Source organism: Acidiphilium sp. AL, from assembly GCF_025499445.1.
Classification (GTDB): domain Bacteria; phylum Pseudomonadota; class Alphaproteobacteria; order Acetobacterales; family Acetobacteraceae; genus Acidiphilium; species Acidiphilium iwatense.
This window is the reverse complement of the sequence record NZ_JAIMBZ010000004.1, coordinates 57,765-83,953: the sequence shown is the minus strand read 5'-3', so window position 1 is coordinate 83,953 and position 26,189 is coordinate 57,765. Positions and strand designations below refer to the sequence as shown.

General features: G+C 64.1%; 20 protein-coding genes and 1 tRNA gene. 8 read left to right on the top strand and 13 right to left on the bottom strand.

Annotation, left to right across the window (positions count from 1 at the left end; translation table 11 throughout):
* Nucleotides 1-51: 51 nt before the first annotated feature.
* Nucleotides 52-1,029: a tRNA (adenosine(37)-N6)-dimethylallyltransferase MiaA gene (miaA, locus tag AiwAL_RS04395; protein ID WP_262312185.1), complete on the bottom strand. Its 978-nt coding sequence runs from the start codon at nucleotides 1,027-1,029 to the stop codon at nucleotides 52-54.
* Between miaA and serB the strand changes: the two genes are divergently transcribed.
* Nucleotides 1,028-1,900 (top strand): phosphoserine phosphatase SerB, encoded by an 873-nt coding sequence (gene serB / locus AiwAL_RS04390; RefSeq protein ID WP_262312184.1) that lies wholly within the window; start codon nucleotides 1,028-1,030, stop codon nucleotides 1,898-1,900. The two genes, miaA and serB, sit on opposite strands and share 2 nt — an antisense overlap.
* On the opposite strand, the gene AiwAL_RS04385 is transcribed toward serB, so the two are convergent.
* On the bottom strand, nucleotides 1,901-2,935 hold the full coding sequence (locus tag AiwAL_RS04385) for an SPFH domain-containing protein (RefSeq protein WP_262312183.1): 1,035 nt from the start codon (nucleotides 2,933-2,935) through the stop codon (nucleotides 1,901-1,903).
* Between the two features lie 73 nt (nucleotides 2,936-3,008).
* Nucleotides 3,009-3,431, bottom strand: coding sequence for a CoA-binding protein (locus AiwAL_RS04380; RefSeq protein WP_235703026.1), 423 nt, complete (start codon nucleotides 3,429-3,431; stop codon nucleotides 3,009-3,011).
* Between the two features lie 47 nt (nucleotides 3,432-3,478).
* Here AiwAL_RS04380 and AiwAL_RS04375 point away from each other — a divergent pair, with 47 nt between their 5' ends.
* Nucleotides 3,479-5,122 carry a glycoside hydrolase gene (locus AiwAL_RS04375; protein ID WP_235703025.1) on the top strand — a complete coding sequence of 548 codons (1,644 nt, stop codon included), beginning with the start codon at nucleotides 3,479-3,481 and terminating at the stop codon, nucleotides 5,120-5,122.
* Nucleotides 5,123-5,194: 72 nt separating this feature from the next.
* Nucleotides 5,195-5,587, top strand: coding sequence for a VOC family protein (locus AiwAL_RS04370; RefSeq protein WP_235703024.1), 393 nt, complete (start codon nucleotides 5,195-5,197; stop codon nucleotides 5,585-5,587).
* Nucleotides 5,588-5,614: 27 nt separating this feature from the next.
* Here the strand turns inward: AiwAL_RS04370 and AiwAL_RS04365 are convergent, their stop codons facing one another.
* Nucleotides 5,615-6,916 (bottom strand): D-alanyl-D-alanine carboxypeptidase family protein, encoded by a 1,302-nt coding sequence (locus tag AiwAL_RS04365; RefSeq protein ID WP_235703023.1) that lies wholly within the window; start codon nucleotides 6,914-6,916, stop codon nucleotides 5,615-5,617.
* A 395-nt stretch (nucleotides 6,917-7,311) separates the two neighbouring features.
* Here AiwAL_RS04365 and AiwAL_RS04360 point away from each other — a divergent pair, with 395 nt between their 5' ends.
* From AiwAL_RS04360 to AiwAL_RS04350, 3 genes are all read left to right on the top strand, one after another.
* A complete protein-coding gene (locus AiwAL_RS04360; protein WP_235702992.1) occupies nucleotides 7,312-7,845 on the top strand; it encodes a phasin family protein in 534 nt (177 codons plus the stop codon).
* Between the two features lie 116 nt (nucleotides 7,846-7,961).
* The gene (locus AiwAL_RS04355) at nucleotides 7,962-8,444 is read left to right on the top strand and encodes a GNAT family N-acetyltransferase (protein WP_235702991.1); all 483 of its coding nucleotides are present in this window, start codon (nucleotides 7,962-7,964) and stop codon (nucleotides 8,442-8,444) included.
* Between the two features lie 158 nt (nucleotides 8,445-8,602).
* On the top strand, nucleotides 8,603-8,809 hold the full coding sequence (locus tag AiwAL_RS04350; RefSeq protein ID WP_235702990.1) for a cold-shock protein: 207 nt from the start codon (nucleotides 8,603-8,605) through the stop codon (nucleotides 8,807-8,809).
* Between the two features lie 77 nt (nucleotides 8,810-8,886).
* Here AiwAL_RS04350 and AiwAL_RS04345 read toward each other — a convergent pair whose 3' ends face one another.
* From AiwAL_RS04345 to AiwAL_RS04330, 4 genes are all read right to left on the bottom strand, one after another.
* Nucleotides 8,887-12,036 carry an efflux RND transporter permease subunit gene (locus tag AiwAL_RS04345; RefSeq protein ID WP_235702989.1) on the bottom strand — a complete coding sequence of 1,050 codons (3,150 nt, stop codon included), beginning with the start codon at nucleotides 12,034-12,036 and terminating at the stop codon, nucleotides 8,887-8,889.
* Nucleotides 12,037-12,040: 4 nt separating this feature from the next.
* Nucleotides 12,041-13,177, bottom strand: a complete 1,137-nt coding sequence (locus AiwAL_RS04340; protein WP_235702988.1) for an efflux RND transporter periplasmic adaptor subunit — start codon at nucleotides 13,175-13,177, stop codon at nucleotides 12,041-12,043.
* A 449-nt stretch (nucleotides 13,178-13,626) separates the two neighbouring features.
* The gene (gene serA, locus AiwAL_RS04335; RefSeq protein WP_235702987.1) at nucleotides 13,627-15,213 is read right to left on the bottom strand and encodes a phosphoglycerate dehydrogenase; all 1,587 of its coding nucleotides are present in this window, start codon (nucleotides 15,211-15,213) and stop codon (nucleotides 13,627-13,629) included.
* A 6-nt stretch (nucleotides 15,214-15,219) separates the two neighbouring features.
* Nucleotides 15,220-16,410: a phosphoserine transaminase gene (locus AiwAL_RS04330; protein ID WP_235702986.1), complete on the bottom strand. Its 1,191-nt coding sequence runs from the start codon at nucleotides 16,408-16,410 to the stop codon at nucleotides 15,220-15,222.
* A 444-nt stretch (nucleotides 16,411-16,854) separates the two neighbouring features.
* Between AiwAL_RS04330 and AiwAL_RS04325 the strand changes: the two genes are divergently transcribed.
* Nucleotides 16,855-17,379, top strand: coding sequence for a LysM domain-containing protein (locus tag AiwAL_RS04325; RefSeq protein ID WP_235702985.1), 525 nt, complete (start codon nucleotides 16,855-16,857; stop codon nucleotides 17,377-17,379).
* Nucleotides 17,380-17,962: 583 nt separating this feature from the next.
* Here the strand turns inward: AiwAL_RS04325 and AiwAL_RS04320 are convergent.
* Nucleotides 17,963-20,686 (bottom strand): glycosyltransferase family 2 protein, encoded by a 2,724-nt coding sequence (locus tag AiwAL_RS04320; protein WP_235702984.1) that lies wholly within the window; start codon nucleotides 20,684-20,686, stop codon nucleotides 17,963-17,965.
* A gap of 208 nt (nucleotides 20,687-20,894) precedes the next feature.
* Between AiwAL_RS04320 and AiwAL_RS04315 the strand changes: the two genes are divergently transcribed.
* The gene (locus AiwAL_RS04315; protein WP_235702983.1) at nucleotides 20,895-22,187 is read left to right on the top strand and encodes a hemolysin family protein; all 1,293 of its coding nucleotides are present in this window, start codon (nucleotides 20,895-20,897) and stop codon (nucleotides 22,185-22,187) included.
* 33 nt (nucleotides 22,188-22,220) lie between these two features.
* On the opposite strand, the gene AiwAL_RS04310 is transcribed toward AiwAL_RS04315, so the two are convergent.
* The 4 genes from AiwAL_RS04310 to shc form a co-directional block, all read right to left on the bottom strand.
* Nucleotides 22,221-22,904, bottom strand: coding sequence for a TMEM175 family protein (locus AiwAL_RS04310; protein ID WP_235702982.1), 684 nt, complete (start codon nucleotides 22,902-22,904; stop codon nucleotides 22,221-22,223).
* Between the two features lie 18 nt (nucleotides 22,905-22,922).
* Nucleotides 22,923-23,861, bottom strand: coding sequence for a DUF5996 family protein (locus AiwAL_RS04305; RefSeq protein WP_262312182.1), 939 nt, complete (start codon nucleotides 23,859-23,861; stop codon nucleotides 22,923-22,925).
* A gap of 194 nt (nucleotides 23,862-24,055) precedes the next feature.
* Nucleotides 24,056-24,142 (bottom strand) — tRNA-Leu (locus AiwAL_RS04300).
* Between the two features lie 49 nt (nucleotides 24,143-24,191).
* Nucleotides 24,192-26,141 (bottom strand): squalene--hopene cyclase, encoded by a 1,950-nt coding sequence (gene shc, locus AiwAL_RS04295; protein ID WP_235703049.1) that lies wholly within the window; start codon nucleotides 26,139-26,141, stop codon nucleotides 24,192-24,194.
* Between the last annotated feature and the right edge of the window lie 48 nt (nucleotides 26,142-26,189).

The window sequence follows — 26,189 nt, the reverse complement described above, 5'->3', positions numbered from 1 at the left end:
CAGTATCCTGTTTGGTCAAAAATCAGGCGTAACCCGGCCCCGCCCTATGCGTCAACCTGGGTTGTTAATAAACGAAATGATATAGTCGATAATTCTTTCCGAAAATTGCGCCATACTCTCGAACCGCGCATGGATCGTATGCGCGCAGTGCTCATCTGCCAATTTCTGATGGCGGAACCAGGTCGCCTGCCGCTTGGTGTAGGCGATGGTCGCGGCGATCGCGCGGCGCTCGGCCTCATCGAGCGTGAGGTGCCCGGCAAGATGCGCCATCAGTTCCGGTACGCCATGGGCGCGCAGTCCGGGCAGCGCGGGGTCGAGAACGCGCGCGGCTGCCGCGCGAACCTCGTCGAGCGCGCCCGCCTCCAGCATTCCGGCAAATCGCAAAGTAATCGCCGCGCGCAAATCGTCGCGCGGCGGGTCGAGAAGAATCAGCTTTATCCGCCAGCCGGCGAGCGCGTCGCGCGGCATCGCCTGCCAGGCGGCAAGCCCGCGCCCGGTGCCGAGCAGCACCTCGGCGGCGCGGGCGAGGCGCTGGGAATCGGTGGGGCGCAGTTTCGCCGCCGTTTCGGCGTCGTGCGCCGCAAGCCAGTCGTGCAGCCACGCCGGGCCATGTCCGGCCAGCATTCCGCGCGCCTCGGCGCGGGCCGGCGCGCCCGGATCGGGAATCGCGGCGATGCCGTGGATCAGCGCGCTCAGATACATCCCGGTTCCGCCGCACAGGATCGGCAGGGGCGCACGATCAAGCTCGGTCCTCGCCGCCTGCCGCCACCATGCGGCATCGACCGTCTGATCGAGCCCGCGCACGCCATACAGGCGATGCGGCGCGCGCGCCTCGTCTTCCGGCGAGGGCCGCGCGGTGATGATCCGCCAGTCGGCATAGCACTGCATCGCGTCGGCATTGATGATCGTCCCGGCCAGCCGCTCGGCCAGCGCCAATGCCAGCGCCGATTTGCCGGAAGCGGTCGGACCGGCGACGATGACCAGCGGCCTTGCCCGGTCATGCGGTGTTGCTTTAGGCGATGGATCCATGAAATTCGTTCTGGTCCTGGTCGCCGCGCGCGACAAGATTGCGCTTACCGAGGCAATGGTGCGGCGCATCCGCGAACACGTCGCCGGGACCGAGCCGGTCTGGCTGTCGCCGGGCGAGGCGGCGGAAATCCCCTGCATGGTGGAACCGGAGCCCGAACTGGTCGCGGCGGCGCTCGATTACGCGCCGGTCGACGCGCTCTGCGTGAAGTCGCGCGGACGGCGCAAGGCGGTTCTGGTCGCCGATATGGACAGCACGATCGTCACCTCCGAAACCCTCGACGAAGTCGCCGGGGAGGCAGGGATCAAGGACCGGATCGCCGCGATCACCGCGCGGTCGATGGCGGGCGAGGTCGAGTTCGCCGCCGCCCTGCGCGAGCGCGTGGCGCTGCTCGAGGGGCTCGACATCGCGGCGCTGGAGCGCACCTGGCGGCGCACCGAAATCACGCCGGGCGCGCGCGAACTGGTGGCCACGATGCGCGCGCATGGTGCGACCACCGCGCTGGTTTCCGGCGGGTTCACCTGGTTCACCGCGCGGGTCGCCGCCGAACTCGGCTTCGATATCCATCGCGCCAATACCCTGCTCGATGACGGCTCCCGGCTGACTGGCAAGGTCGCCGAGCCGGTGCTCGACCGGGACGCGAAACGCGCTGCCCTCCACGAGATTGCCGAAAAGCGCGGTGCGAAGCTCGGCGCGGTCATGGCGGTGGGCGACGGCGCCAACGATCTCGCGATGCTCGCCGATGCCGGCATGGGCGTCGCCTATCACGCCAAGCCGATCGTCACCGCCCAGGCAAAACTGCGCGTCGATCACGCCGATCTGCGCGCGCTGCTGTTCGCCCAAGGTTACCCGGCGTCGGTATTTCGCTCCTGATTATTTCGCCGGTTTCGGCACCAAAGCACCGGCGGCGGGCAGCAGCACCCGGAACAGGCTGGAACCGGAGCCGGAACCCACCGTTGTCGTCGGCAATTTTCCATCCCATCGCGTTGCGACGGAATAGGGAATGATGCCTGGATAGGCGCCGGCCGCCTTGCCTACCTGCGCGATCGCGATGGCGCGCGCTTTGGCGACGATGCCGATGGATTGGGCATGGGCGGTCGCCCGCAAAATCGTCGCCTGCGCCGCGCCCTTGGCCTGGGCGATCCGCGCTTTGGCCGCACCCTCGGCGGTGGTGACGGTCTGCTCGGCCATATACTGCTTTTCGAGCACCAGGTTCTGCTCCTTGACCGCCTGGGCCTTGGCCTCGACTGCTTCCTCCACCGCCTGATCGAACGCGGTGGTATAGGCGATGCTGCGAATCTGGATATCGATCACGTCGATGCCGAACAGCCGTTTCAGCGCCTTGCTGATCGCGACATGCATCTGTTCGTCGATCACCGCGCGGCGCTCGCTGATATTGATGGTCTTGTGCTGAGCAAAGACCCGCAGCGCGCGGTCGGCGATGATCGGCTCGATGGTCCGATCGATGTCGATATTGCCGGCCTTGCCGACATCGTAGAGCAGATGCAGCACCGCCGCGCGGGGCACCTGATAGGTCAAGGAGACGCCGAGGGTAAGAAGCTGATTATCGGCGGTATAGACCTGCACCGGAGGAAGGCTGAAGCGCGAAATCGAGGTCTGGATGGTGTTCACCGTCTCGATGAATGGCAGCTTGAAATGCACGCCCGGACCGACCGGCTCCTTGGTGACAACCACCCCGAGCCGCGTCACCCCGGCCATTTCGGTCGGCTGCACGACATAGAAACAACTGCCGAGCACGACGATCGCGATCACGACGAATGCAGCCGCACCCAGCCACCCGACGGGGAGTGGCCGTGCAGGGCGCGGCGAACCGCCGTTGGGGCCGCGCGGGCCCCCGCCCTGAGATATATTACCGAACAGGCGGGAAATCGGGCTTTCAGCCATCATACGCTCCGTGATCGGAATGATCGGTGTCGCAGGTTTAGCCTATCTTGCGTGTGCCTGATACGGTTAGACTGACTTACCGCAGCCCCAGCCGCGCCGTTTCGATCACAGGACAGCGATCCATCACCACAATCAGCCCGGCATCGCGCGCGATCGCCGCCGCCTCGCGGTTGATCACGCCGAGCTGCATCCAGATGATTTTCGCCCCCAGCCGGACCGTGTCGCGCACCGCCGGCATCACCTTATCCGAGGCGCGGAACAGATCGACCATCTCCAATGGCGCGGCCGCATCGAGGCTCGCGGCAATCGCGCGGCCATGCAGGGTCTGGCCGGCGAGACCGGGATTGACCGGGGTGACGTCATAGCCGCGCCGGAGCAGAAACCCCAGCACCTCGTTCGAGGGCCGGGCCGGGTTGGCCGAGGCGCCGACCAGCGCGATGCGCCGCGTGGTGATCAAGATGCGGCGGATGGATGCGTCGTCGAGTCCGTCGATCATCATTTCCAACCCCTGGCCGTTTACCGATTGCTCCTGTAAGCGGCAAGGCGATGCGCTCGGCAAGACCCTATTTCGTGTTCCTGTTCGGCCTGATCACGCTTGCCATCTGGTACTGGCCGAACCGGCCGGTCGCGGGCGATGTAACCATGCCGGATGCGCGGTTCCATTCGGTCTCCTACGCGCCGTTCCGCGACGGACAGTCGCCACTGACCAAGAGTTTCCCGAATGCTGCCGAGGTTGCGCAAGATCTCCGGCTGATCGCGAAACATGCGGACGGCATCCGCACCTATTCCTCCCTGGAGGGTGATTACGACATCGGCGCGCTGGCCAGGAAGGCGGGGCTGAAGGTCTGGATCGGCATCTGGCTTGGGCCGAACCGGCGCGACAATGCGCGCGAGATGGCGGCGGGCATCGCCGAGGCGAATGCGCATCCGCATACCGTCTCCCGCGTCGTGGTCGGCAACGAGGTGCTGCTGCGGCGCGATCTGTCGCCGGCGGCGCTGATCGCGGATATCGAGCATGTGAAGGCGCGGGTGAAACAGCCCATCGCGTATGCGGATGTCGCGACATTCTGGTTCGAATTTCCGCAGGTGGCGAAACACGTCGATATCGTGATGATCCATCTGCTGCCCTATTGGCAGAACCATCCGGTGAACGTCGATCGGGCGATCGCGCGGATCGGCCGGACCATCGCCGAGGCGGAGCGAAAATTTCCCGGCAAGCGGATTTCGGTAGGCGAGACCGGCTGGCCCAGCCGGGGCCGCTGGCGCGGCGACGCCGCGCCCTCCCGCGTCAACGAGGCGATTTTTCTTCGCAAATTCGTGACCCTGGCCGATCGCGATCATGTCGATTACAACCTGATCGAGGCGTTCAACCAGGGCTGGAAATATCACGACGAGGGAATCGCCGGCGCCAACTGGGGCATCTGGAACGCCGCAAGGCAGCCCAAATTTCCGCTCTCGGGTCCGGTGGTCGAGATGCCGCATTGGCCGCTCTATGCCGGGACGGCGATCGTGATCTCCATCGCCCTGATCGTGCTCGGTGGCGCGACGAACCTTGGCGCTGCCGCGCTTGCGTTCGGCCTCGGCAATGCGCTCGTCTATGCCGGGGCGATCACGTGGCACGTCCTGTACGATAATTCGCTGATCATCTGTGCCGCGGTGAACCTCCCCGCCCAAGCCTTGCTCGCCTGGCTTTGTCTCCGCCGCGCGGTGAAGGGTGCCGCGCATCCGCCGGCCTCGGGCGCGGAGACGGTTCTGCTGCTCCGCGCCAGCCTGTTCGGCTACGCGAGGTCGCGCGACTGGGTGCGGACATTCGACCATCTCTGGTTCTTGTTTCAGGTCGCGGCTGCGGTGATCCAGACGATGCTGGTGTTCGATCCGCGCTATCGCGACGCGCCGTTCGCCGTCTTCGCCGTGCCGGTGGTGGTCGCGATCTTCCGGCTGGCCGCGCGCGATTGTCCGGCGGCGGAAACCTGGCGGGACTGGCTGCCGAGCGCCGTCCTCGCGGCGGGCGCGATCGCGAGTGCGATCGTCTCCGGCCCGCTCAATACCGAGTTCCTGGTCTGGAACGCAATGGCGCTGATCCTCGCCGCGCCGGGGCTGATCGCGTGGCGTCGTGGCCGGCGTCCCGCCCGCGCTTGCCGCCGCGCCGACGCATTGGCGGCGGTGACTCGCGAGGAAACGACGTCATGAAACATTCAAGACAGGCGCCGAACCATCCTCTATGATCCGGGCTTCATCCATCAAGGGGAAACGATGATGGCCATGTCCAACCAAACGATCGCTACCGAGATCATCCCCTATATTTTCTATCGCGACGTTCCCGCCGCTCTCGACTGGCTCGCCCGCGCCTTCGGCTTCACCGAGGAAATGCGCCATGCGACGCCGAGCGGGATGCACGCGCAAATGATTTTCGGCGGCCAGCGCATCATGATGGGACAGGGCGGCAAGGATTGGCGGATGCAGAGCGCGCGGGAGATTGGATCGGCGTCTCAAGGCATCTTCGTCTATCTCGCCGATGTCGATGCGCATTACCGGCGGGCCAAGGAGGCCGGGGCGGAGATCGTCCATCCGCCGCGCGACGAATCCTACGGGCGCACCTACACCGTCCGCGATCTCGACGAACATCCCTGGTTCTTCACCACGCCCCCGAAATAAGCAATCGCGCCTAATCCAGGGGGCGCCTTATCGCATCGCCAGATCTTCGTTGTGCGGTGCGATGATGAAGCAGGATTGATGGTGCCGGGCGAGCAGTGCGCAGGTCGCTCGTGCGCCTGCCTCGTTCAGCCCGGCGAGCTGAGCCCGCCAGATGCGGCGATGGCGCAGCACCACGCTGCTGACCCGCGCGGTGCCGGCGCGCCGTTCGCCGCGCACCAGGATCGCCTGATGACGGGCGGCGGCATAGGTGTCATAGGCGCCGATCTGCGCGGTCCAGCCGGGAATCATGTCCTGGGTCACATGGCCGGAATGCAGAACGAGATGGCGGATCGCCGGGCGGCGCTGTTTCAGCGTGACCAGAACGCGGCGTGCTGCCGGCCGATGCACCGTCGCGGCATGGGCGACCGGCAGGATGTCGGGAATCGCCTTGCGCATCGCGATGATCGGGCCGGACTGCACGCCATCCGCCGCGAAACCCGCGTCGAGCAGTTTCGTCATGGTGCGATAGGATGTGCTCCAGGACCGCGAATGCAGTTCGACGCCGATCAGCAGATGCCCGTCGCGCACGGCGGCCGTCACCAGATTGAACCGGGCCAGATCGGTATAGCCGGTCTTCATCCCGATCGCGCCGGGGTAGAGTTTCAGCATTCCGTCGATGTTCGGGATCGGCCGGCCCTCGAAATCGAAGCTGGCGACCGAGAACATGTAGCGATATTGCGGGTAGGTCAGCAGGATGTGGCGGGCGAGGATCGCCATGTCGTAGGCGTCGGTCACCTGGCCGGGGTTCGGCAGGCCGGACGGGTTGTAGAACTGGGTATGCAGCATCCCGAGCGCATGGGCGCGCGCCGTCATCGCTTCGGCGAACCGCCCGATGCTGCCGCCGCCGAGGTATTGGCCGAGCGCGGTCGCCGCGTCGTTGGCGGACAAAGTGGTCATCCCCAGCATCGCCTGGCGCGTGGTGATGGTCTGCCCCGGCACGAGGTTGAGCTTGACCGGCTGAACATGGGCCGCCGCCGCGGTCACCGGAATGGCGGTGTCGAGCGTCAGCCTGCCGGCGCGCAAGGCATGGAACGCAAGATCGAGCGTCATCAGCTTGGTCAGGCTGGCCGGATACCGCTCGGTATAGGCGTTATGCTCGGACAGCACGCGCCCGGTGGTCGCATCCATCACGATCCAGTCGGTGCCGGGAGACACCGGCGCATAGGCGCCGTGCAACGCGGCATGCGCCGGCGCGATCGCACCGAGAGCGGCAATGCCAAGGGTCGCCATGAGCACCGAAACCCGCTTGCTCCGGGCAGCAACCCAAGCCTGCACCGCGCCAAACCGCATCCCAACCCCCAAACGTGAACGATCCCTAACCGATGGGATAGGGTAAACACCCCGGCCTGTCCAGCGAAAACGATCGGAATAAACAAAAAACCCAAAGGGTTAACGAATTATGTTCCGAATCCAGCCGGGCGAGCGCCGAGGTGGCATGCCGGAAGCCGGCGCGTGCACTGGGAATTGTCCTTTTATCGTTATTGTGCAGCGCACAAAAAATGTTTGACTTTCCGTGTCTGTACACGTAAGTCACTCATGCTGCACTGCGGTATAAGCGATGCAGCCGGATACCGAGGCGGTCATGTTCGCAATCCCTTGCAACGGACGCGCCGACCGGCCGGGCTGTGGTGGGCCCGATCGGACCCGCAACCGAAGCAAAAGACCGAAGCAAAAGGATGACCGACATGACTGTAAAGACGAAATCGACCGAGACCGTTCAGCACGCTGCCGCCGTGGCGGTGCAGGAAGGCCAGGATTATATGACGACCGGGTTCGAGAAGACCCTGGCGTCGGTGAAGGAAGGCATGGAAAACGCGGCAAAGGGTTTCGAGGCCCAGCAGGCCAAAATGAAGGAAGGCATGGCGAAGGCGATGAAGACGACCGAGGAACTGGTGGCGTTCGGCCAGGGCAATGTCGAGGCTTTCGTGAAGGCCGGACAGATTTTCGCATCGGGCCTGCAGGGGCTTTCCAGGCACATCGCGGCGAGCGCCCAGGCATCGGTCGAGGAGACCGTCGCGACCGCGAAAGCGCTCTCCGGGGTAAAATCGGTGAAGGAAGCCGTCGATCTGCAGAGCAGCTTCGCCCGCACCATGATGGAAAAGGCGGTCGCCGAGACCGGCAAGCTGACCGACGCTTCGCTCAAGCTGACCGAGCAGACCATCGCGCCGATCACCGCGCGCGTGACCCTCGCGGTCGAGAAGTTCGGCGCCGCGCTCTGATCGCCTCCGGCGACGCCGCAGCAAACCGATACGCGGGCGGGCCCATCAAGGGCTCGCCCGTTTTCGTTTGCGCGGGCATATTCCGAAACCGGACGAATCTTGGTGGGTGATTTGCCATGGGTCGACGCAAACGGATCGAAACCGCCCGCCTGATCGTCGCTCCGCTCACCGAGGCCGACGCCGCCGATCTGGTCGCGATCACCGATCACCCCGCGATCATCGATCGGATCGATTTCCTCCCCGCGCCCTTCGGGATCGACCAGGCGCGGGCGCTGATCGCCGCCGATCCCGGCTTCAACGGCATCTGGCGAGCCGAAGATCGCCGTCTGGTGGGCGTCGCCGGGGCGCATGAGCGCGGCGACGCGATCGAGATCGGCTATTGGATCGGCCCGGCCTATCAGCGCAACGGCTATGCGCGCGAAGCGGTCGTCGCGCTGATCGCGAGCCGGAGCGACATGCCGATTTTCGCCGAATGCGATCCCGATAATGTGGTTTCCTGGCGGTTTCTGCTCTCGCTGGGATTTCGGCCGACCGGGAAGGCCGGGTGCCGGCCCCGGCGGCAGGTGCTGCGCCATGCTGGAATCCCTTGGCACGATTAGCGCTGGCCTTCCCCGCCCAACCGGCCTATAAAGCCGGCACGGCGCTTTTCGGTCCTGGTTGCTGCGTGCCTCTGTGCGAATTTCGCATTCGACACCTCCCCAAGTTGAAGAGTTTCCTGGCTCATACAGTGTGAGTCGCCGTTTGTTGGAGAGACGCTATGTCGACTGGTACGGTCAAGTGGTTCAACGCGACCAAGGGTTATGGGTTCATTCAGCCGGATGACGGTTCGAAGGACGTATTCGTGCATATTTCCGCGGTCGAGCGGTCCGGCCTCGGCCGTCTGAACGAGGGCCAGAAGGTCCAGTACGAGGTTCAGCGCGGCCAGCAGGGCAAGATGTCCGCTGAAAACCTGAAATCCGTCTGATCCGGGCTTCGATTATGAAAAGCGCCGCCTCGTGCGGCGCTTTTTTTATGCCCGAAATCTGGACGCGCGGTACAACCTCAATCGTCGCCCACATGTTCGGCGAGTTGTGATGCCTTGTGCCGCTTACGCCCCGCGCGTTCCCGCATGGTCTGGAACACCACATAGAGCAGCGGGATGATGAATATTCCCACCCCGCTCGCCGCGATCATGCCGGCAAACACCGGCGTGCCCAGCGAGCGCCGGCTGATCTGCGCAGCCCCGGTCGCGATCACCAGCGGGATCAGGCCGAACACGAAGGCGATCGAAGTCATCATCACCGCGCGGAACCGCATCCTGGCACCCATCGCCGCCGCCTCGCGGATGCTCATGCCTTCCTCGCGCCGTTCCTTGGCGAATTCGACGATCAGGATACCGTTCTTCGCCGACAGCGCGATCAGCACCACCAGCCCGATCTGCGCGTACAGGTTGAGCGTGAGCCCGGCGAGCACGATGCCGAGCATCGCGCCGAACACGCCGACCACGACCGAGAGCAGCACCGGAATCGGGATCACCCAGCTTTCGTAAAGCGCGACCAGGAACAGGAAGGCGAACAAAATCGACAGCGCGAAAATCACCCCGCTCTGTCCCGATGCCTGTTTTTCCAGATAGGCCGTGCTGGTCCATTCATAGGAAAATCCCGCCGGCAGCACCTTCGCCGAGAGTTTTTCCATCGCGGTCAGCGCGGCGCCCGAAGACACCCCCGGCGCCGGATTGCCAATGATCGGCGCCGCCTCGGTGTCGTTGTAGCGACTGACGATCTGCGGCCCGAGCACGGTATGCGCGGTGGCGAGCGAGCGCAGCGAGACCATCGCGCCCGAATTGCTGCGGACATAGATGCGCCAGATCGCGTTCCTGGTGTCGCGGTCGCGCCCCGCCGCCTGGATATTCACCTGCCAGACCCGGCCGAACACGTTGAACTGATTGACGTAATAGCCGCCGAGCGAGGCTTGCAGCGCGGTGAAGATCGAACTGATCGGCACGCCGAGCGCCTGGGCTTTCCGGCGATCGATATCGAGATAGACCGACGGGTTGTTCGCCGAATAGGTGGTGAACACGTGCGAGAGCTTCTTGTCGCCGTTGGCCGAGACGATCATCGCCTTCAGCACGCTGTCGAATTTCTGCTGGCTGGCGCCGGAATCGTTCTCGAGTTCGTACTGAAACCCGCCATTGGTGGAGAGCCCGATGATCGGCGGCAGATTGAACGCCACCACATTCGCGCTGCGAAGATTGGCGGTAGCGCTGAACACATGATTGATCACCGCCTGCACCGAATCGCGCACCGCGGTGCGGTCGGCGAAAGGTTTCAGATGGGCGACCATGAACAGCGCGTTGGGTTCGGTCGCCTGATCGAGGATCGAGAATCCGTTGATCGCGATGGCGTCCTGAACCTGCGGGAATCCGTTCAATATCTTGGTGAGCTTGTCGGCAACCGCCTCGGTGCGCGGCAGCGAGGCGCCCGGCGGCAGCGTCGCCTGGATGAAAAATGCACCCTGATCCTCGTCCGGCAGAAAGCCGCCGGGCGTGATCGTGGTCATGAACAGGACGGCGACGCCGAACACGCCGATCACCAGAAGTCCGAGCCACGAGCGGCGGATCAGCTTCGTCACCGTGTTGGAATAGCCGTCGCGCGCGCGGTCGATGCCGTTCAGCACCCGGCCGAGTATGCCACGCCGCTGATGCTGCGGGCGTAGGAAAATCGCGCACAAAGCCGGCGACAGGGTGAGCGCGTTGGTCGCGGAAATCAGCATCGCGATGCTGATCGTCACCGCGAACTGGGTGAACAGCAGCCCCGACAGTCCCGGAATGAACGCGACCGGCACGAACACCGAAAGCAGCACCAGCGAGATCGCGATGATCGGCGCCTGGATCTGCGCCATCGCCACCTTGGCGGCTTCGCGCGGCGACATCTCGGGGTTTTCCATCATCACCCGCTCGACGTTTTCCACGACGACGATCGCGTCGTCGACCACGACGCCGGTGGCGACCACCAGCGCCAGCAGCGTGATCGTGTTCGCCGAATAACCGAACGATAGAAGGAAGGCGAAGGTGCCGATCAGGGCGACCGGCACGACCACGGTGGGAATGATCGTCGCGCGCCACGAGCCAAGGAACAGAAACACCACCAGAACGACGAGAAGGAACGCTTCGCCGAGGGTCTTTTCCACCTCGTGTATGGTATCGAGGACGAAGCTGCTGGAATTATAGACTGTCGTGGTCGCGAGGCCCTTGGGGAAACGCTTGGAAAGTCGCGCGAGGGTTTTCTCCAGCGCGTGCGAGGTCGCGACCGCATTGGCGCCCGGTGTGAGGAAAATGCCAATGGCGACGCCGTTATTGCCGTTGATCTTGTCGATCTGGCTTTCGCTCTGCGCGCCGAGGGTGATTTTGGCGACATCCTTCAGCCGCAGCACCGAGCCGCTCTGGTTGCCGCGAATCACGATGTCGCCGAACTGCCTGACCGAACTCAGCCGTCCCTGGGTCTGCACCGAAAGCTGGTATTGCTGATTTTTGCCGATCGGCATGAGGCCGATCGTGCCGACCGGCGCCTGCACATTCTGATCCTCGATCGCGCCGATCAGGTCGGACGGCGTCAGGCCGAGCTCGGCCAGCCGGTTGGTGTTGAACACCACCCGCATCGAATAATTCTGTGCGCCGAACACGAAGGCCTGGCCGACGCCGGGCACGCGCGAGATCGTATCGAGCAGGTTGATGGTGACGTAGTTGGAAATCTGCAGCGGGGTGAGCTGGTTGCCGGGGCTGTAGAAGAACTGGAAGGCGAGCACCGAGGAGGAGCGCTTGCGGATGGTCAGCCCTTCCTTCTGCACCTCGCTCGGCAACTGGCTCAGCGCCTGCTGCACCGCATTGGTCACGTTCACCGTGTCGATATTCGGATCCGACCCCAGCGCGAAGCTGACGGTGAGGTTGTAGCTGCCGTCATTGGCGCTGGTCGAGGACATGTAAAGCTCGTGATCGAGCCCGTTGACCTGTTCCTCGATCGGCTCGGCGACGGTATCCTCCACGACCTTCGCGGAAGCGCCCGGATAGTTCGCGGTCACCTGCACCTGCGGCGGTACGATGCTCGGGAATTGAGCGACCGGGATATGGGTGAGCGCGAGCAGCCCGGCGATCACCAGGATCAGCGCGATGACGACGGCAAAGCGCGGCCGGTCGATGAAGAAGGCGGGAATCACCGGATCAGCCCTGGGCCAGCTTCGGCGCGACGGTCTCGGGCTTGACCGTAATACCGGGGTGAACCTTCTGAATGCCGTCGACGATCACCCGGTCGCCTTGTGCGATGCCGCTCGCGATCGTCGCGGTCGCGGGCGTTGTCTGCGTGAGAGTCACGGCCTGGCGCACAACGACATTCCTGGCGTTCAGAGCGAGAACGTAATCGCCGAGCTGGTCGGCGAGCACCGCATCGCGCGGCAGAACGATCTGCTGCCGCGGGTGCTTGCTGCGCACGACCACGGTGACGAATTCGCCGCTGGTCAGCTCACGGTTGCCGACCTTCGCATGGCCCAGCCCTGGTATCACCGGATTGGGAATCGTGCCCTGCAAAGCGAGGCTGTCGGTGCTCCGGCTGATCTGGTTGCTGGTGAAATCGAGCGTGCCCACCTGCTTGTCCATGCGCCCATCGGGCAGGCGCAGGCGCAGCTCCACGGCGTCGAGCCCGCCTTGGGTCACGAATTCGTGGCGCAGTTTCAGCGCCTCGCGTGCGGGCATCGAGAAGGTCACGTTGATCGGATTCTGGCTGACCACAGTGGCGAGGGTTCCCGTGGTCGGGCTGACCACGTTGCCGACATTGACGTTGGTTGGCCCGATTCGGCCGTCGATCGGCGAGCGGATCTGGGTGTAGCTCAGATTGATCGCCGCGGTTTCGCGCTGCGCCTTCGCCGAGGCAAGCTGTGCGGCGTCGCTTTCCTCGGTCGCGCGCGCATCGTCATAGGTCGATTGTTGCCCGGCCGGCGTATGCAGCAGGCTGCGGGCGCGCCCGAGCGCAATCTTCGCGTTGTCCAGCGTCGCCTGCGCCGAGGTGACCGCCGCATTGGCCTGATCGAACGCCGCCTGATACGGGCCGGGTTCGATAACGTAGAGCAACTGGCTCTTTTTCACCGTGCCGCCCTGATGGAACAGGCGCTGTTCGAGATAGCCGGTAATGCGCGGCACCAGTTTGACGATGCGGGTTGCCTGAATCCGGCCGATATAGCTCCGCTCCTGATAGACCGGGATTTTTTTCGCGACCATCACGCCGACGGACGGCGGCGGCGGAGCCGCCGCGACCGCATGCGCCCCCCCGAACGCCATCACCCCGAGCAGGAGGGCGGACGCCACGCGACTCCGGCTTTCGGCACGAGTTTTCGTCAGCAGACGCATCAACGACCTCTTTCAGGACAGGACCGGATGGCCCCAAAATCGGGAGTGTCCTGCCGCCCGGCAAGACCTGCGACCGATGGCCGATAGTTCAGAGGGCGATTTGCGGTCCGAAACCGGCGCGTTTTCGCGTCAGTTCAGGCCGGTCGCACCCTATGGGCACTATTCCTGTCGTAGAAATCGGTAATCGGGCGAGACGGCGCGGTCAATCGGACCGCGCTAGTGTGGTGGTTCTGAAGTTCCTACGCATATGCGGCGGCGATTTTAGGAACTTCAGAACCAAAAACCACACTAGACTCAAATGGTTGCTAGTGTCCTTTCGATTCGGACGTTCGTATGGTGCCGGGTTTGATGATAACGAACGTCCGAATCGGGACACTAGCCCCGACACATTTCGTAACAAGACGCGGTCAGAAGCTGAGTTGCGTCGCCTGCATGACCTGCGGCAGGTGGCGGATCGCGATCAGCGCCGCCTCCGGCAAGGGCTCGTCGATCGAGATCAGGCAGACCGCGTCGCCGGCCGGCGCCGAACGGCCGAGATGGAAGGTCGCGATATTGATCCCCTCATCGGCGAGAATCGCGCTGCATTTGGCGATGAAGCCCGGCTTGTCCTGGTTGGTGACGTAAAGCATGTGGCGGCCGAAATCCGCCTCGACCTTGATGCCCTTCACCTCGACGAGGCGCGGTTTCGAGCCGCCGAACAGCGTGCCCGATACGGTGCGGGTCTGGTCGTCGGTCGTAACCGAAACGCGGATCAGGGTCTGATATTCGCTGTCCCGGTCATGCACGGTTTCGGACAATTCAATGCCGTGGTCGCGCGCGAACACCGGCGCGTTGACCATGTTCACCCCCTCCATCACCGGCGCGAGCAATCCGGCGAACAGCGCCGCCGAAAGCGGGCGATGATTGAGATGCGCCGCCGCCCCCTCGTATTCGATGCCGACCTGCCGGATCACGCCCTGCCGCGCCTCGGTCAACTGGCCGGCAAACCCGCCGAGCAACTGGCAGAGTTCCATATAGGGTTTCAGGCGCGGCGCATCCTCGGCCGAAACCGAGGCCATGTTGACCGCGTTGGTCACCGCGCCGGTCAGCAGGAAGTCGCTGATCTGCTCGGCCACCTGCAGCGCCACGTTCTCCTGCGCCTCGTTGGTCGCGGCCCCGAGATGCGGCGTGCAGACGACGTTTTCCAGGGCAAACAACCGGTTATCCGTCGCGGGCTCGGTTTCGAATACGTCGAGCGCCGCGCCGGCGACATGCCCGGACCGCAAGGCCTCGTATAGCGCGGCTTCGTCAACCAACCCGCCGCGCGCGCAATTGACGATGCGCACACCTTTCTTGGTTTTCGCCAGCGCCTCGCGCGAGAGGATGTTACGGGTCTGCTCGGTGAGCGGCGTGTGCAGCGTGATGAAATCCGCCCGCGCCAGCAGCGCGTCGAGCTCGATTTTTTCCACCCCGAGCGCGGTCGCGCGGGTTTCGGTCAGATAAGGATCATAGGCGATGACGCGCATTTTCAAGCCAAGCGCGCGTTCGGCGACGATCGAGCCGATATTGCCGGCACCGATCAACCCCAGCGTCTTGTTGGTCAGCTCGACGCCCATGAAGCGGTTTTTCTCCCACTTCCCCGCCTTGGTGGAGACGGAGGCTTCGGGCAACTGGCGCGCGAGCGCGAACATCATGCCGATCGCGTGTTCGGCGGTGGTAATCGCATTGCCGTAGGGCGTGTTCATCACCACCACGCCGCGCGCGGTCGCCGATTTGACATCGACGTTATCGACGCCGATGCCGGCGCGGCCGATGACTTTCAGATTGCGCGCGACATCGAGCAATTCCCGCGTCACTTTGGTCGCGGAACGGATCGCCAGCCCGTCGAACTCGCCGATAATGGCGCGCAACTCGGCCGGCGTAAGGCCGGGCTTCGTCGTGACCTCGATACCGCGCTGCTTGAAAATCTCGATCGCGGCGGGCGACAGCTTGTCGCTGATCAGAACTTTCGGCATTTTTCTTCAGACTTTCGCAATGGTTTCGGCGGCCACGCTGTCGATCGCCCAATCGATCCAGGGCAGCAGGGCCGCGATGTCCGAGGTCTCCACGGTGGCGCCGCCCCAGATGCGCAGGCCGGGCGGCGCATCGCGATAGGCGCCGATGTCGAAGGCGACGGCTTCGGAGTCCAGAAGTGTGGTGATTCGCTTCGCCGCCTTTGCCTGCGCCGCGTCGTCGAGGCCGGCAAACCACGGCGCCGCGATGGTCAGGCAGATCGAGGTGCAGGAACGGATGGCCGGATCTGCGGCGAGAAACGCGACCCGGTCATTCGTCGCGACCCAGGCGGCGATCGCCGCGAGGTTCGCTTCGCTGCGGGCGATCAGTGCGGGCAATCCGCCGACGCTCTCGGCCCAGCGCAGCCCGTCCAGCGCGTCTTCCACCGCGAGCATCGACGGCGTGTTGATGGTTTCGCCGGTGAAGATACCCTCGATCAGTTTCCCTCCCGAAATCAGCCGGAAAATCTTCGGCAGCGGCCAGGCAGGCTTGTGGCTGTGCAGCCGCTCGACCGCGCGCGGCGACAAAGCCAGCATCCCGTGCCCGGCTTCGCCGCCGAGCACTTTCTGCCAGGACCAGGTGACGACATCGAGCCGGTCCCACGGCAGATCCATCGCAAAGGCGGCGGAGGTCGCGTCGGCGATCACCAATCCCTGACGGTCGGCGGCGATCCAGTCGCCGTTCGGGATGCGCGCGCCGGAGGTGGTGCCGTTCCACGCCAGCACCAGATCATGGCTGAAATCGACCGAAGCGAGATCGGGCAATTTGCCATAGGGCGCCGAAAGCACGCGCGCATCCGCGAGTTTCAGTTGCTTGACGATGTCGGTCGCCCAGGCTTCGGAAAAACTCTCGAACGCCAGCACGTCGACCGGGCGCGCGCCGAGCATCGACCACAGCGCCATTTCGACCGCCCCGGTGTCGGAGGCGGGAACGATGCCGAGCCGCCAGTCCGCCGGAAGGCCGAGGATCGCGCGCGAGCGGGCGATCACTTCGGCGAGCTTCGCCTTCGGCTCCTTCGCCCGGTGGCTGCGGCCGAGCAGCGCGCCTTCGAGGGCGGCGAGCGTGAAGCCCGGCCGTTTGGCGCAGGGGCCGGACGAGAAATTCGGATTGCGGGGGTGAAGATGCGGTTTCGCGGGCGTGGCCGCTGTGGCGTCTGCCATCGATGGTCTCCCTTGCAGAAGAATAGCGCCCCGGTGGGGGGGCGTGACCCACCGGTAGGTTTATCCGCCTTCCCGTCAGGCCGCAAGAGGTCGCCTTGCCGCTCCTGGGGGCTTGCCCGAGGAGCAAAGATCGTTGACATAACGAAAGTTAATATATATAACAAATTTTGCTTGTCATGGGAGGTTGGATTGCCGCAAATCGGTTCCGCATCATTGTCTGACTCGCCGCTGCCGCCGCGCCTCGACAAATGGGAGGCTGGCATCGATCAGGCGGCGTGCGACCCGCGCTGGTAGCAATATGATCGAGACATCCTCTCAATCGTCGGTGACTATAATCGGCATCTTGCCGATACGCCCGGCTATGTGTCTCTCGACTGGGAGGTCGTGAAGGCAATGCTTTTCGTTGAGACAGGACCTATACAGCGCGATTGGAAAACGAAGCCAATGCAGATTGGCAATCAGGGTGATCCGGGTCTTCGTACCCTGATGACCGCAGGCAGCAAGTTGCCGACCATCGTACCGGCGAACCTCCTCGCGCATCTTTCTTCTGTGTCGGCGGTGAGCAATGGACAGATGAACATCGTGGCGGGCGTCGGCTACCTGTTGCTACGCGCCGCTCGCTGGGAACAAGGTATCAAAATCATCCACAAAACCCTGGGGCACGTCACGGTGAAGCCAGGCGATACCCTTTCCAGTATTGCTCGTGCGGTTGGTTCCACGGAAGCCTTGCTGCAAAAACTCAACCCATCGGCCAGTCCGCGCGATTTGAAAATCGGCACGGTATTGACCTACCAGAGAGCCACGAGCGACCACGTCATCATTGGCAGGCGTTCGATTAACGGCTCGTTTATAATGAGCAATTATAACGGTTTGGGTGATCGCGACTACGCCAGGAAATTCGACTATGCGTTTACTTTCTTGAAGAAACACCGAAAATTGCCGCCATGGCTGCCCCCGTCCCCAAGTTGACCCGTTGCGTTGCCCTAAGCGCCGCACTTCTGCTCGCGCCTATGATCGCGGGCGCCCATGGCTTCATCGGCGTGTTCCATGGTCAAGGCACGGGGTGCTGGGGCGGACTTTACGTGCGGACGAAGACGGTTCAATGGACTACGCCGTATTCGAGTTGCGGCCCCACAAAGTACAAGATTATCGACATGAAATTGAAAAAAAATTGAGTCTAGGAAGTTACATTGTTTTTTCTTTAAAAGAAAAAAGTAATCTTTGAAGATACAAGATAATTGGTCTATATTTTTATAGTCTAAGCCGGATTTACGGAGCAGATTGGGTGGCTGCAGGTTTTCAAAATCGGCAAGATTATAGAAAATTTACAGCTTCTGACATATTATCTAGTAAATCCGTGCCGTCTTCCATATTGTTGTGCGACATGCCGGACCAAAATATTTCATTTGGAAAAAATTCATCATAATGCCCTATTCAAATCGACTCGAAATTTTCTGCCATGGCCGCCATCACACCCTCCGCTGATTCAATGTTTCGCGATCTGCCGACATTGGAGCCTGACGGCCTCGCGGACCGTCAGGCCATCGCGTCATCAATCCCCCGCCGCGGTGCGTGCCGAGATCGGCATCCGCGAGGCGGGCAGCAGGGTTTGTGCCACCGGCAGCGCGCGCGGCGCCCTTTCCGGCAGGGCGGCAATCACCGACACCGCGACCGATGCCAGATAGGGCAGGGACTGGGTGAACAGTACCAGACACCAGAGCTTCGATTCCGGCGTCGCCCAGTGATGGCCGATGCCCACGCCGAGCAGCGCCGCCCAGGTCAGCACGAGGAGGACAAGCTCCTCCCGCGCCATCACCAGCCCCTGCACGAGGGCCGGCGCATCCTTCATTTTCGGGGTGCGCAGGAACGGCAGCCTGTTGGTGAACAAACCCTTCCACACCGCCTTGCCGATCGTGTGCGACAGCGCCAATCCGGCAACCGCCGCGCCGATCCGGTCGCGCCAGCCGCACGGCACACGGGCGGAATACAGCGCCAGAATCTGCACGATCTTGAAGGCGAACAACCCGATCGAGGGCAGCATGAACAGGAGGATCGGGAATTCGAACCGTACCGGATCGAGGATCAGCCCCGCCGACCACGCGAGCCCCAGCATCAGGAAGGCGAGACCCAGCGCATCGCCGATCCAGGGCAGCCAGCCGGTGACGAAATGCCAGCGCTGGCCGATGGTCAGCGAGCGGTCGAACGGCGAGAGCAGCGCCTTCCAGTGCCGGCGCGAAATCCGCATCGCGCCATAGGCCCAGCGGTAGCGCTGCTTGCGGAAGGCGTTGAAGTCGTCCGGCATCACGCCCCGGCCGAAGCTGCGCTTGGAATAGACCGCGTCATACCCGTCGCGGAACAGGCGCAGGCCGAGCTCGCTGTCCTCGGTGATGCACCACTCGGCCCAGCCCCCCGCTTGATCGGAAGAGCCTTTCACCAGCGCGTCGCGGCGGATCAGCGTCATCGTGCCGTGCTGGATGATCGCGTTGCGCTCGTTGCGATTGACCATGCCGACATGGAAGAACCCGGCATATTCCCAGAACATCATGCGCTTGAAGATCGAGCCGTCATTGTCGCGATAATCCTGCGGGCTCTGGGTGAAGCCCACGCGCGAATCGGCGAAGGCGGGCACCATGCAGCGCAGCCAGTCGGGATCGACGATGTAGTCGCTGTCCAGCACGCCGACGATTTCGGCATCCGGGCTGGTCTCGCGCAGCGCGAAATTCAAGGCACCCGCCTTGAACCCCGGATATTTGCCGAGGGTGAAGAAGCGGAATTTCGGCCCCAGCCGCGCGCAATGCTCGGCAACCGGCTCCCAGGCGCGCGCATCGGCGGTGTTGTTGTCGATCACCAGCACCTCGTAATCCTCGTAATCGAGGGCGGCGAGCGCGTTCAGCGTCTGCTTCACCATCTCCGCCGGCTCGTTGCAGATCGGCAGATGCAAGGAAACCTTCGCAAGCTTCGTTCCCTGCGGAGCAGGGACGGGTTCAAAGTGCCGCTTGTGCACTCGGCCGAACAGGGTTTCGGTCAGGTCGAAACTGTCGGCGATCAGCAGGAACAGCAAAAGCGCCTGGCCGGCGGCGAGCGTGGTCCAGACGGCGGCGGCCGACCAGGATAGATAGGTCTCGCCCATGGTCATCAGCAGCATCGCCAGCGCCGCGCCGAATCCCTGCACCAGGGCCGCGAAAATCAGCTTGCCTTGAACGCGCAGATCAGGTCGGCGCGACAGCAGCAGAAGCGTAATCAACATCGCCAGGGCGGCACTGCCGGCCGCCCAGGGCAGCCAGGCTCGGTTCGGCGTCACCGGGCCGGTCAACGACCATTTCGGCTGGCGCGACAGCGACCACATGCCCCAGTAGCCGGCGGCGCGGCCCTCGAAACTGGTTTTCCAGGGCTGGTCGAATGCCTCCATCACGAAATACTGGAGATGCTGCTTCTGCGCGACATTGAAGAAATCCCGCAGGAACGTCGCCTGCAGCACGCGTGAGGCACGGGCCGCGCCGATATCGATGCCGTCGGACGGCCAGCCGATCTCGCCGATCACCACGCGCTTGCCGGGGAACGCCCGCTGCACCTGATGCAGCCGGTGCAGGGCATAGGCGATCGCGTCCTTCTCCGGCACACCCTCCCAATACGGGAGCAGATGCACGGTGATGAAATCGACCGATTTGGCGAGCGCCGGGTGATGCAGCCAGACATGCCACGGCTCGGCGGTGGAAACCGGCACATGCACGCGCGATTTCACGTAGCGGATATCGGCGGCGAGCTGATCGACCGTCAGGTTGCGGCGCAGAATCACCTCGTTGCCGACCATCACCGCCTTCACGTCCCGGTTGGCGTTGGCGACTGCGACCACCTTGTGCAGCTCGCGCGCATTGGCGCGGAGATGCTGATCGAGCCACGCGCCGAGCGTGACGTTCAGATGATATTTCGCGGCCAGCGCGGGAATCCGCCCGAGATCGCCCTGCACCGTATAGGTGCGGATATCGCGGGTTTTCGTCGCGACCAGCGCGAGGTCCGATTTGATCTGCGCGATCGTGGGATAGACATTGCTCTGCGGGCTCTCGCCGGCATGAAACGGCGAGAAGGCGAAACCGCCGATCTCGCCGCGATAGGCCGGGATGTTGGCGACCGGACGGTTGAGCGCCGCCCAGATGCCGAATGTCGCTGCGGCGGCGCCGATCGCGGCGAACCAGGTGCCGGGGTTGCGCCAGCCGCCACGCGTGCGCGAGCGGCTGACGAGCGGAGCGAGCGGGCGAAGTTGGGCGTGATGCGTCATGAACGGTCATCCGGTTGGCAGCGCAGGGAGCCTCCTGCGTTGCCTCGCAGATGCGTGTGCAGTGAGGCATTGCCCCGGCTAGATTATGGCGGAAGCATGGCATTCGATACGGTTTCAACACGTCAGCCGTGCTATCCGTTCCGGCTTTCCCGAACGCCCTTGAAATGGTCTATGCTGGGCGGAAATCGCGCGGAATCTCAAGGTCGTCATGCAGATCGTTGTCGAAATTGGTTTTTTGTTCCTGTTGATTTTGCTGAACGCGGGTTTCGCGCTGGCTGAGATGGCGCTGGTCTCGTCGCGCCGTGCCGCCCTCGCGCTGCTCGCGCAAAAACACGTCCGCGGCGCCGTCCACGCACGGCTTCTGGCCGAGGCGCCAGACCGTTTCCTGCCCACCGTGCAGATCGGCATCACCGCGATCAGCATCATGACCGGCGTGGTCGGCGGCGCCAAGCTCGCCACCGCGCTCACCCCGCTGCTCCGCCGCGTCGCATTCATCGCGCCGGCGGCGGGCACGGTCGCGCTAATCATCACAATCGTCCTGGTGACGTTTCTCACCCTGGTCTGCGGCGAACTGGTGCCCAAGCAGCTCGCCCTGCGCAACGCCGAGCGGATCGCCTGCGCGGTCGCCTGGCCGATCGACATGTTCGCCCGCGTCGCCGCCCCGGCCGTCTGGCTGCTGGGCGCGACCTCCGATCTTCTGCTCCGCGCCTTCGGTCCCGCCGATCCGCACCGTCGGGCGATCAGCGAGGAGGAGCTGAAAGCCATCCTCGCCGAGGGCACCGCGTCCGGGATGCTGGAATCCGAGGAGCGCGACATGATGGAGCGGGTGATGCGGCTTGCCGACAAGCCGGTGCGCGCGATCATGACGCCGCGCCAGGACATCGCCTGGCTCGACCGTACCGCGCCGCGCGGCCAGGTGATCACCGCCCTCAAGGCCGCGCCCCATTCGCGCTTCGTGGTGTGCGACCGCAGCATCGACAACGTGGTCGGCATCGTCCAGGCCAAGGACATCCTGGACCGGATGCTGGACGGCAAGGACATCTCGATCGCCACGTCGCTGCGTCAGCCGCTCGCGGTGCCGGACGCGATCTCCGCGCTCGACGCGCTGGAACGGCTGAAAGCCGATCCGCTCGGCGTCGCCTTCGTACTCGACGAATATGGCAGCTTTGAAGGCATGGTCACGGTCGGCGATCTTCTGGAAGCTATCGTCGGCGATGTCGAGGAGCCCACCCACGCCGAAGGGGGCGAAACCGTGCCCGAACGATTCGAGCTCGACGGGCTGGAGCCGATCGACGAGGTCGCGCATCGTCTCCGGCTGATCGAGCTTCCCGCGCACGGCTCCTACCACACGCTCGGTGGTTTCCTGCTCGCTCTGCTGAAACGGGTGCCACGCCAGGGCGACGCCATCGCCTTCGGCGGCTGGCGCTTCGAGGTGCTGGCGATGAACGGTCGCCGGGTCGAGCGCGTCCGCATCAGCCGCGACCCGACGGCAGTGACGTAGGATTTTGACGTACCCTCGGCACTGACTTGACTGTTATGGCGTCCGTTTCCCCCGCGCATAAGCGTAGCTGGCCGGCGGCAGAAGATAGAGCAGCGTCAGCCCCACGCAGACCCCGAGTCCGAGTCTGACATCCACAAGGCAGAGCAGTACGGCCCCGAGATAGATCGCGACCGTGCCGGCATATTGGATGGTCAGATGGTGCAGGAAGGCAGACTCCAGGCGCGGGTGAACCAGTCTGCGTCCCGTGGTGGCGTAGAGCCACATGAGCAGCCAGGTGCATGCCGGAAGCAGGAGGCCGACTGCGTAGAAGGTCGCCGCCGTCGTCCGGTTCGCCGCATCGAGCATGTAATTTCCCAAGGTCGCTGTCGGAAACGGCAGAAAGGAAATCGTCAGCAGGAACAGCAGGTTCAGAAGGTTGAGCGTGTGATTGGTCCGCGTGAACAACTTGAAAATGTAATGATGATTCGCCCAGTAGATGCCGATCATGGTGAAGCTGAGGAGATAGCTGAAATAGGACGGCCAAAGCCCGGTCAACGAGCCGAGAAGGCTGAACGGCCGCGACGATCCATGGGCGTGCGGCACCTTGATCTCCAGGATGAGCAGCGTGATCGCAATGGCGAAAACGCCATCGCTGAACGCCTCGACGCGCCCGGTGTCCCGCTCCGTGGCCGCCGGCGGTATGTCGTGCCCATCCTCGGATCGCGGCTTCGAGTTCATGGCGACACCGCCCCCGGCCTAGTTTTCCGCGCGTTCCAGCGCGGCGCGATCCCACCGCGCCAGCCCGGCGGCCGCGTCGTAACTGCTCCGCAGGAACGCCATCAGGTGGTCATCCGGCGACGCCGCCCGACGGACCGCATCGTAGGGCAGGATGAACTGTCTGAGGCTTTCGCTGTAGAACGCGTCATTCGGGCGAACCGGCGCTGCCGCAAATCCCGGCGGCTCAGGATAGGCATAGCTGTAGAACGCGGGCTGGCCGAATCCCCCATTGCCCGGCCAGAAGCCGCAACTGCTCACCTCATGCGAATATGCCTCCCGCATGACCCACGCCCCGAGGTTGGGAGAGTTGCTGGTCAGCGGCGGCGCGGAACGCCCGGAAAACCGGGTGACCGCCAGATCGAAACTCCCCCAGAAAAAATGCACCGGACTCGCCTTGCCGAGGAATGGCGATCGAAACCGGCTGCAGATCCGGTGCGCCTGGACCAGAATGCGCCAGAAGCGGTGGGCGTATTCCGGGTCGTAGAAGCCATGCTCCCGATCCTGCTCGAACGGGATGGCATCCGGTATCTCGACCGGCATGGTCCAAATCCGGGTCTCCAGCCCAAGCCCGCGCAGCCGGCCCATCACCTCGGCGTAAAAATCGGCGACGGTGCATGGACCAAGTCGGATCATTTCGGTCGCGCCGTCGCTCGTCCGAAGCGTCAGGCAATGGTCGATGAAATCGAAGTCGATCTGAAAGCCGCGGGAACCGTGGGCGATCGGCGAGGTGGTCAGCCCCCGGCTGGTCACATAGAGCGTCGCCTGCCACCAATGGTTGATCATCGGCGCATGGGCGAGGCGGATTTTCCCGACCACCTGGGTCCAGAGATGAAGCGTGGCGCAGGTATCCTCCCACGCCGAGAGCGGAAGCTCTGGCCACGCGTCCAGAGCGGAGCATTGGGGCGGATCATTCATCATGTCTTCCCTTCGACTCCGTCACAGACCTTTACCATATCACAAGCCGGGCGAAATTTTGCGGGAAAGCGGGCAGTGGAGCGAACCAGAGCCGGAATCGTCGGTGCTTGGCGCAAGAAGGCCGCCCGGAGCCAACGTCAAGAAATCATCGAGACCATGACCATCGGCTGCCCATTCTACGGCCAGCCCTAATTTACTGGTGCGGATGGCGGGACTTGAACCCGCACGCCCTGTCGGGCAACAGATTTTAAGTCTGCTGCGTCTACCGATTCCGCCACACCCGCCGCGCCGGTCTCCTGCCACGGGCGCGCCGTCCGTGGCAAATGTCCCGCTTCAGAACCCGCAGGCGACGCGCGCACTGTTCCCGCGCGCGAGGTTGCGGAACCGCGCCAGCGCGAGCAGCGGGAAGAAGCGCGGATAGCCGTGATAGCGCAAATAGAATACGCGCGGGAACCCGACCGCGTTATAGGGTTTCTCGCGCCAGGAGCCATCCTCGTCCTGCGCCGATTGCAGCCAGTCGATGCCGCGCGCCACCGACGGATGCCCGGCCATGCCCGCCGCCATCAGCCCGAGCAGCGCCCAGGCGGTCTGCGACGGCAAGCTTTCATGATACTCGCCGGGCGGCGCATGGGCATAGCTCTCGCAATCCTCGCCCCAGCCGCCATCCTCGCGCTGGCGCGCGATCAGCCATTCGGCGGCGCGCCGGATCATCGGCGAATCATGCGGCAGGCCTGCAGCGTTCAGCGCGCACAAAGCGGACCACGTGCCGTAAATATAGTTGGTGCCCCAGCGGCCGAACCAGGAGCCGTCCGGCTTCTGCTCGCGCCGCAGATAATCCACCCCGCGCGCGATCGCCGGCCGATCCTCGGGATGACCGAGCTGGGCCAGGAACGACACGCAGCGCGCGGCGACGTCGGCGGTCGGCGGATCGAGCAGGGCGCCGTGATCGGCGAAGGGGATGTGGTTGAGATAGTCGAATTCGTTGTCGGAATCGAAGGCGCCCCAGCCGCCGGATTTGCTCTGCATCCCGAGAATCCACAACCGCGCCCGTTCCACCGCCTCGCGATGCGCGGGGTCGCCGGCGCGGTCGAGCAGCATCCCCACCACGGCGGTATCGTCCACGTCCGGGTAATAAGCGTTGTTGTACTGGAACGCCCAGCCGCCCGGCGGCGCGTCCGGCTTGCGATAGGCCCAGTCGCCTTTCACATCGAGCACCTGGCGGGGGATCAGCCAGTCGCAGGCGGCGGCGACGTGCGCATCCTGCGCCCCGGCCGCCTCGGCCAGTGCGTGGGCGGCGAGCGAGGTATCCCACACCGGCGACAGGCAGGGCTGGACATAGATCCCGCCCGGAATCCGCGCGGCGGCATCGGTCACCAGCTTGTGCACCGAGGCCCAGGCAATGGCGTAATCGGGGTGGTCCGGCGCATAGCCGAGCGTATCGAACATCATCACCGCATTGGCCATGGCGGGATAGATGCCGCCCAGCCCATCCTCGCCGTTCAGGCGCGGGGTGATGAAGTCGATCGCGGCCTGGATCGCGCGCTTGCGCGACCGAGATGGGAAATGCCGCTCCAGCGGGCGCAGCACGGTGTCCAGCGCCTTGAACGCATTGCCCATCCACGATTTGTAGGGGCCGCGAATATAGTCGCGCACCTGCTCGGGCGGGGTAACGAACAGCTCGTCGATCCGCACGTCGCGCGGGTTGCGCGCCACCGGCCGCTCGGTCATCAGCACCAGCAGCGGCGCGATCACCGTTCGCGACCAGTAGCTGATTTTCCACATGGTGATCGGGAACCAGCCCGGCAGAAGCATGATCTCGACCGGCATGACCGGACAGGCTCGCCACGGCACCGCGCCGTACAAAGCGAGCTGGATGCGGGTGAACACGTTGGTGCGCTCGGCTCCGCCGCGCGCCAGGATCGCGGCGCGGGCGCGGCGCATATGCGGCGCCTCGGGATCGTCGCCGATCGCCTTGAGCGCGAAATACGCCTTCACGCTGGCCGAGATATCCATCGCCCCGTCATGAAATAGCGGCCAGCCGCCGGGGTTCTGCGGCGAGTTTCCCTGAATCGCCCGCAGATACACGCCGATGCGGGCTTCGAGTTCGGGGTCGATCCGGTCGAGGAAATGCTCCAGCAGCACGTACTCCGCCGGAATCGTCGCGTCGGCCTCCAGCTCATACACATAATGGCCGTCCGGTTGCTGCTCGGCTGCGAGCCGTTCCTGGGCGCGGCCGATCGCGTCGTCGAGTTCGGCAAGGTCGGGTGACAATGTGGTCAGCATGGGTGCCGATATACCGGCGATCGCCGCACCGGGCCATAGCCGGTCGCG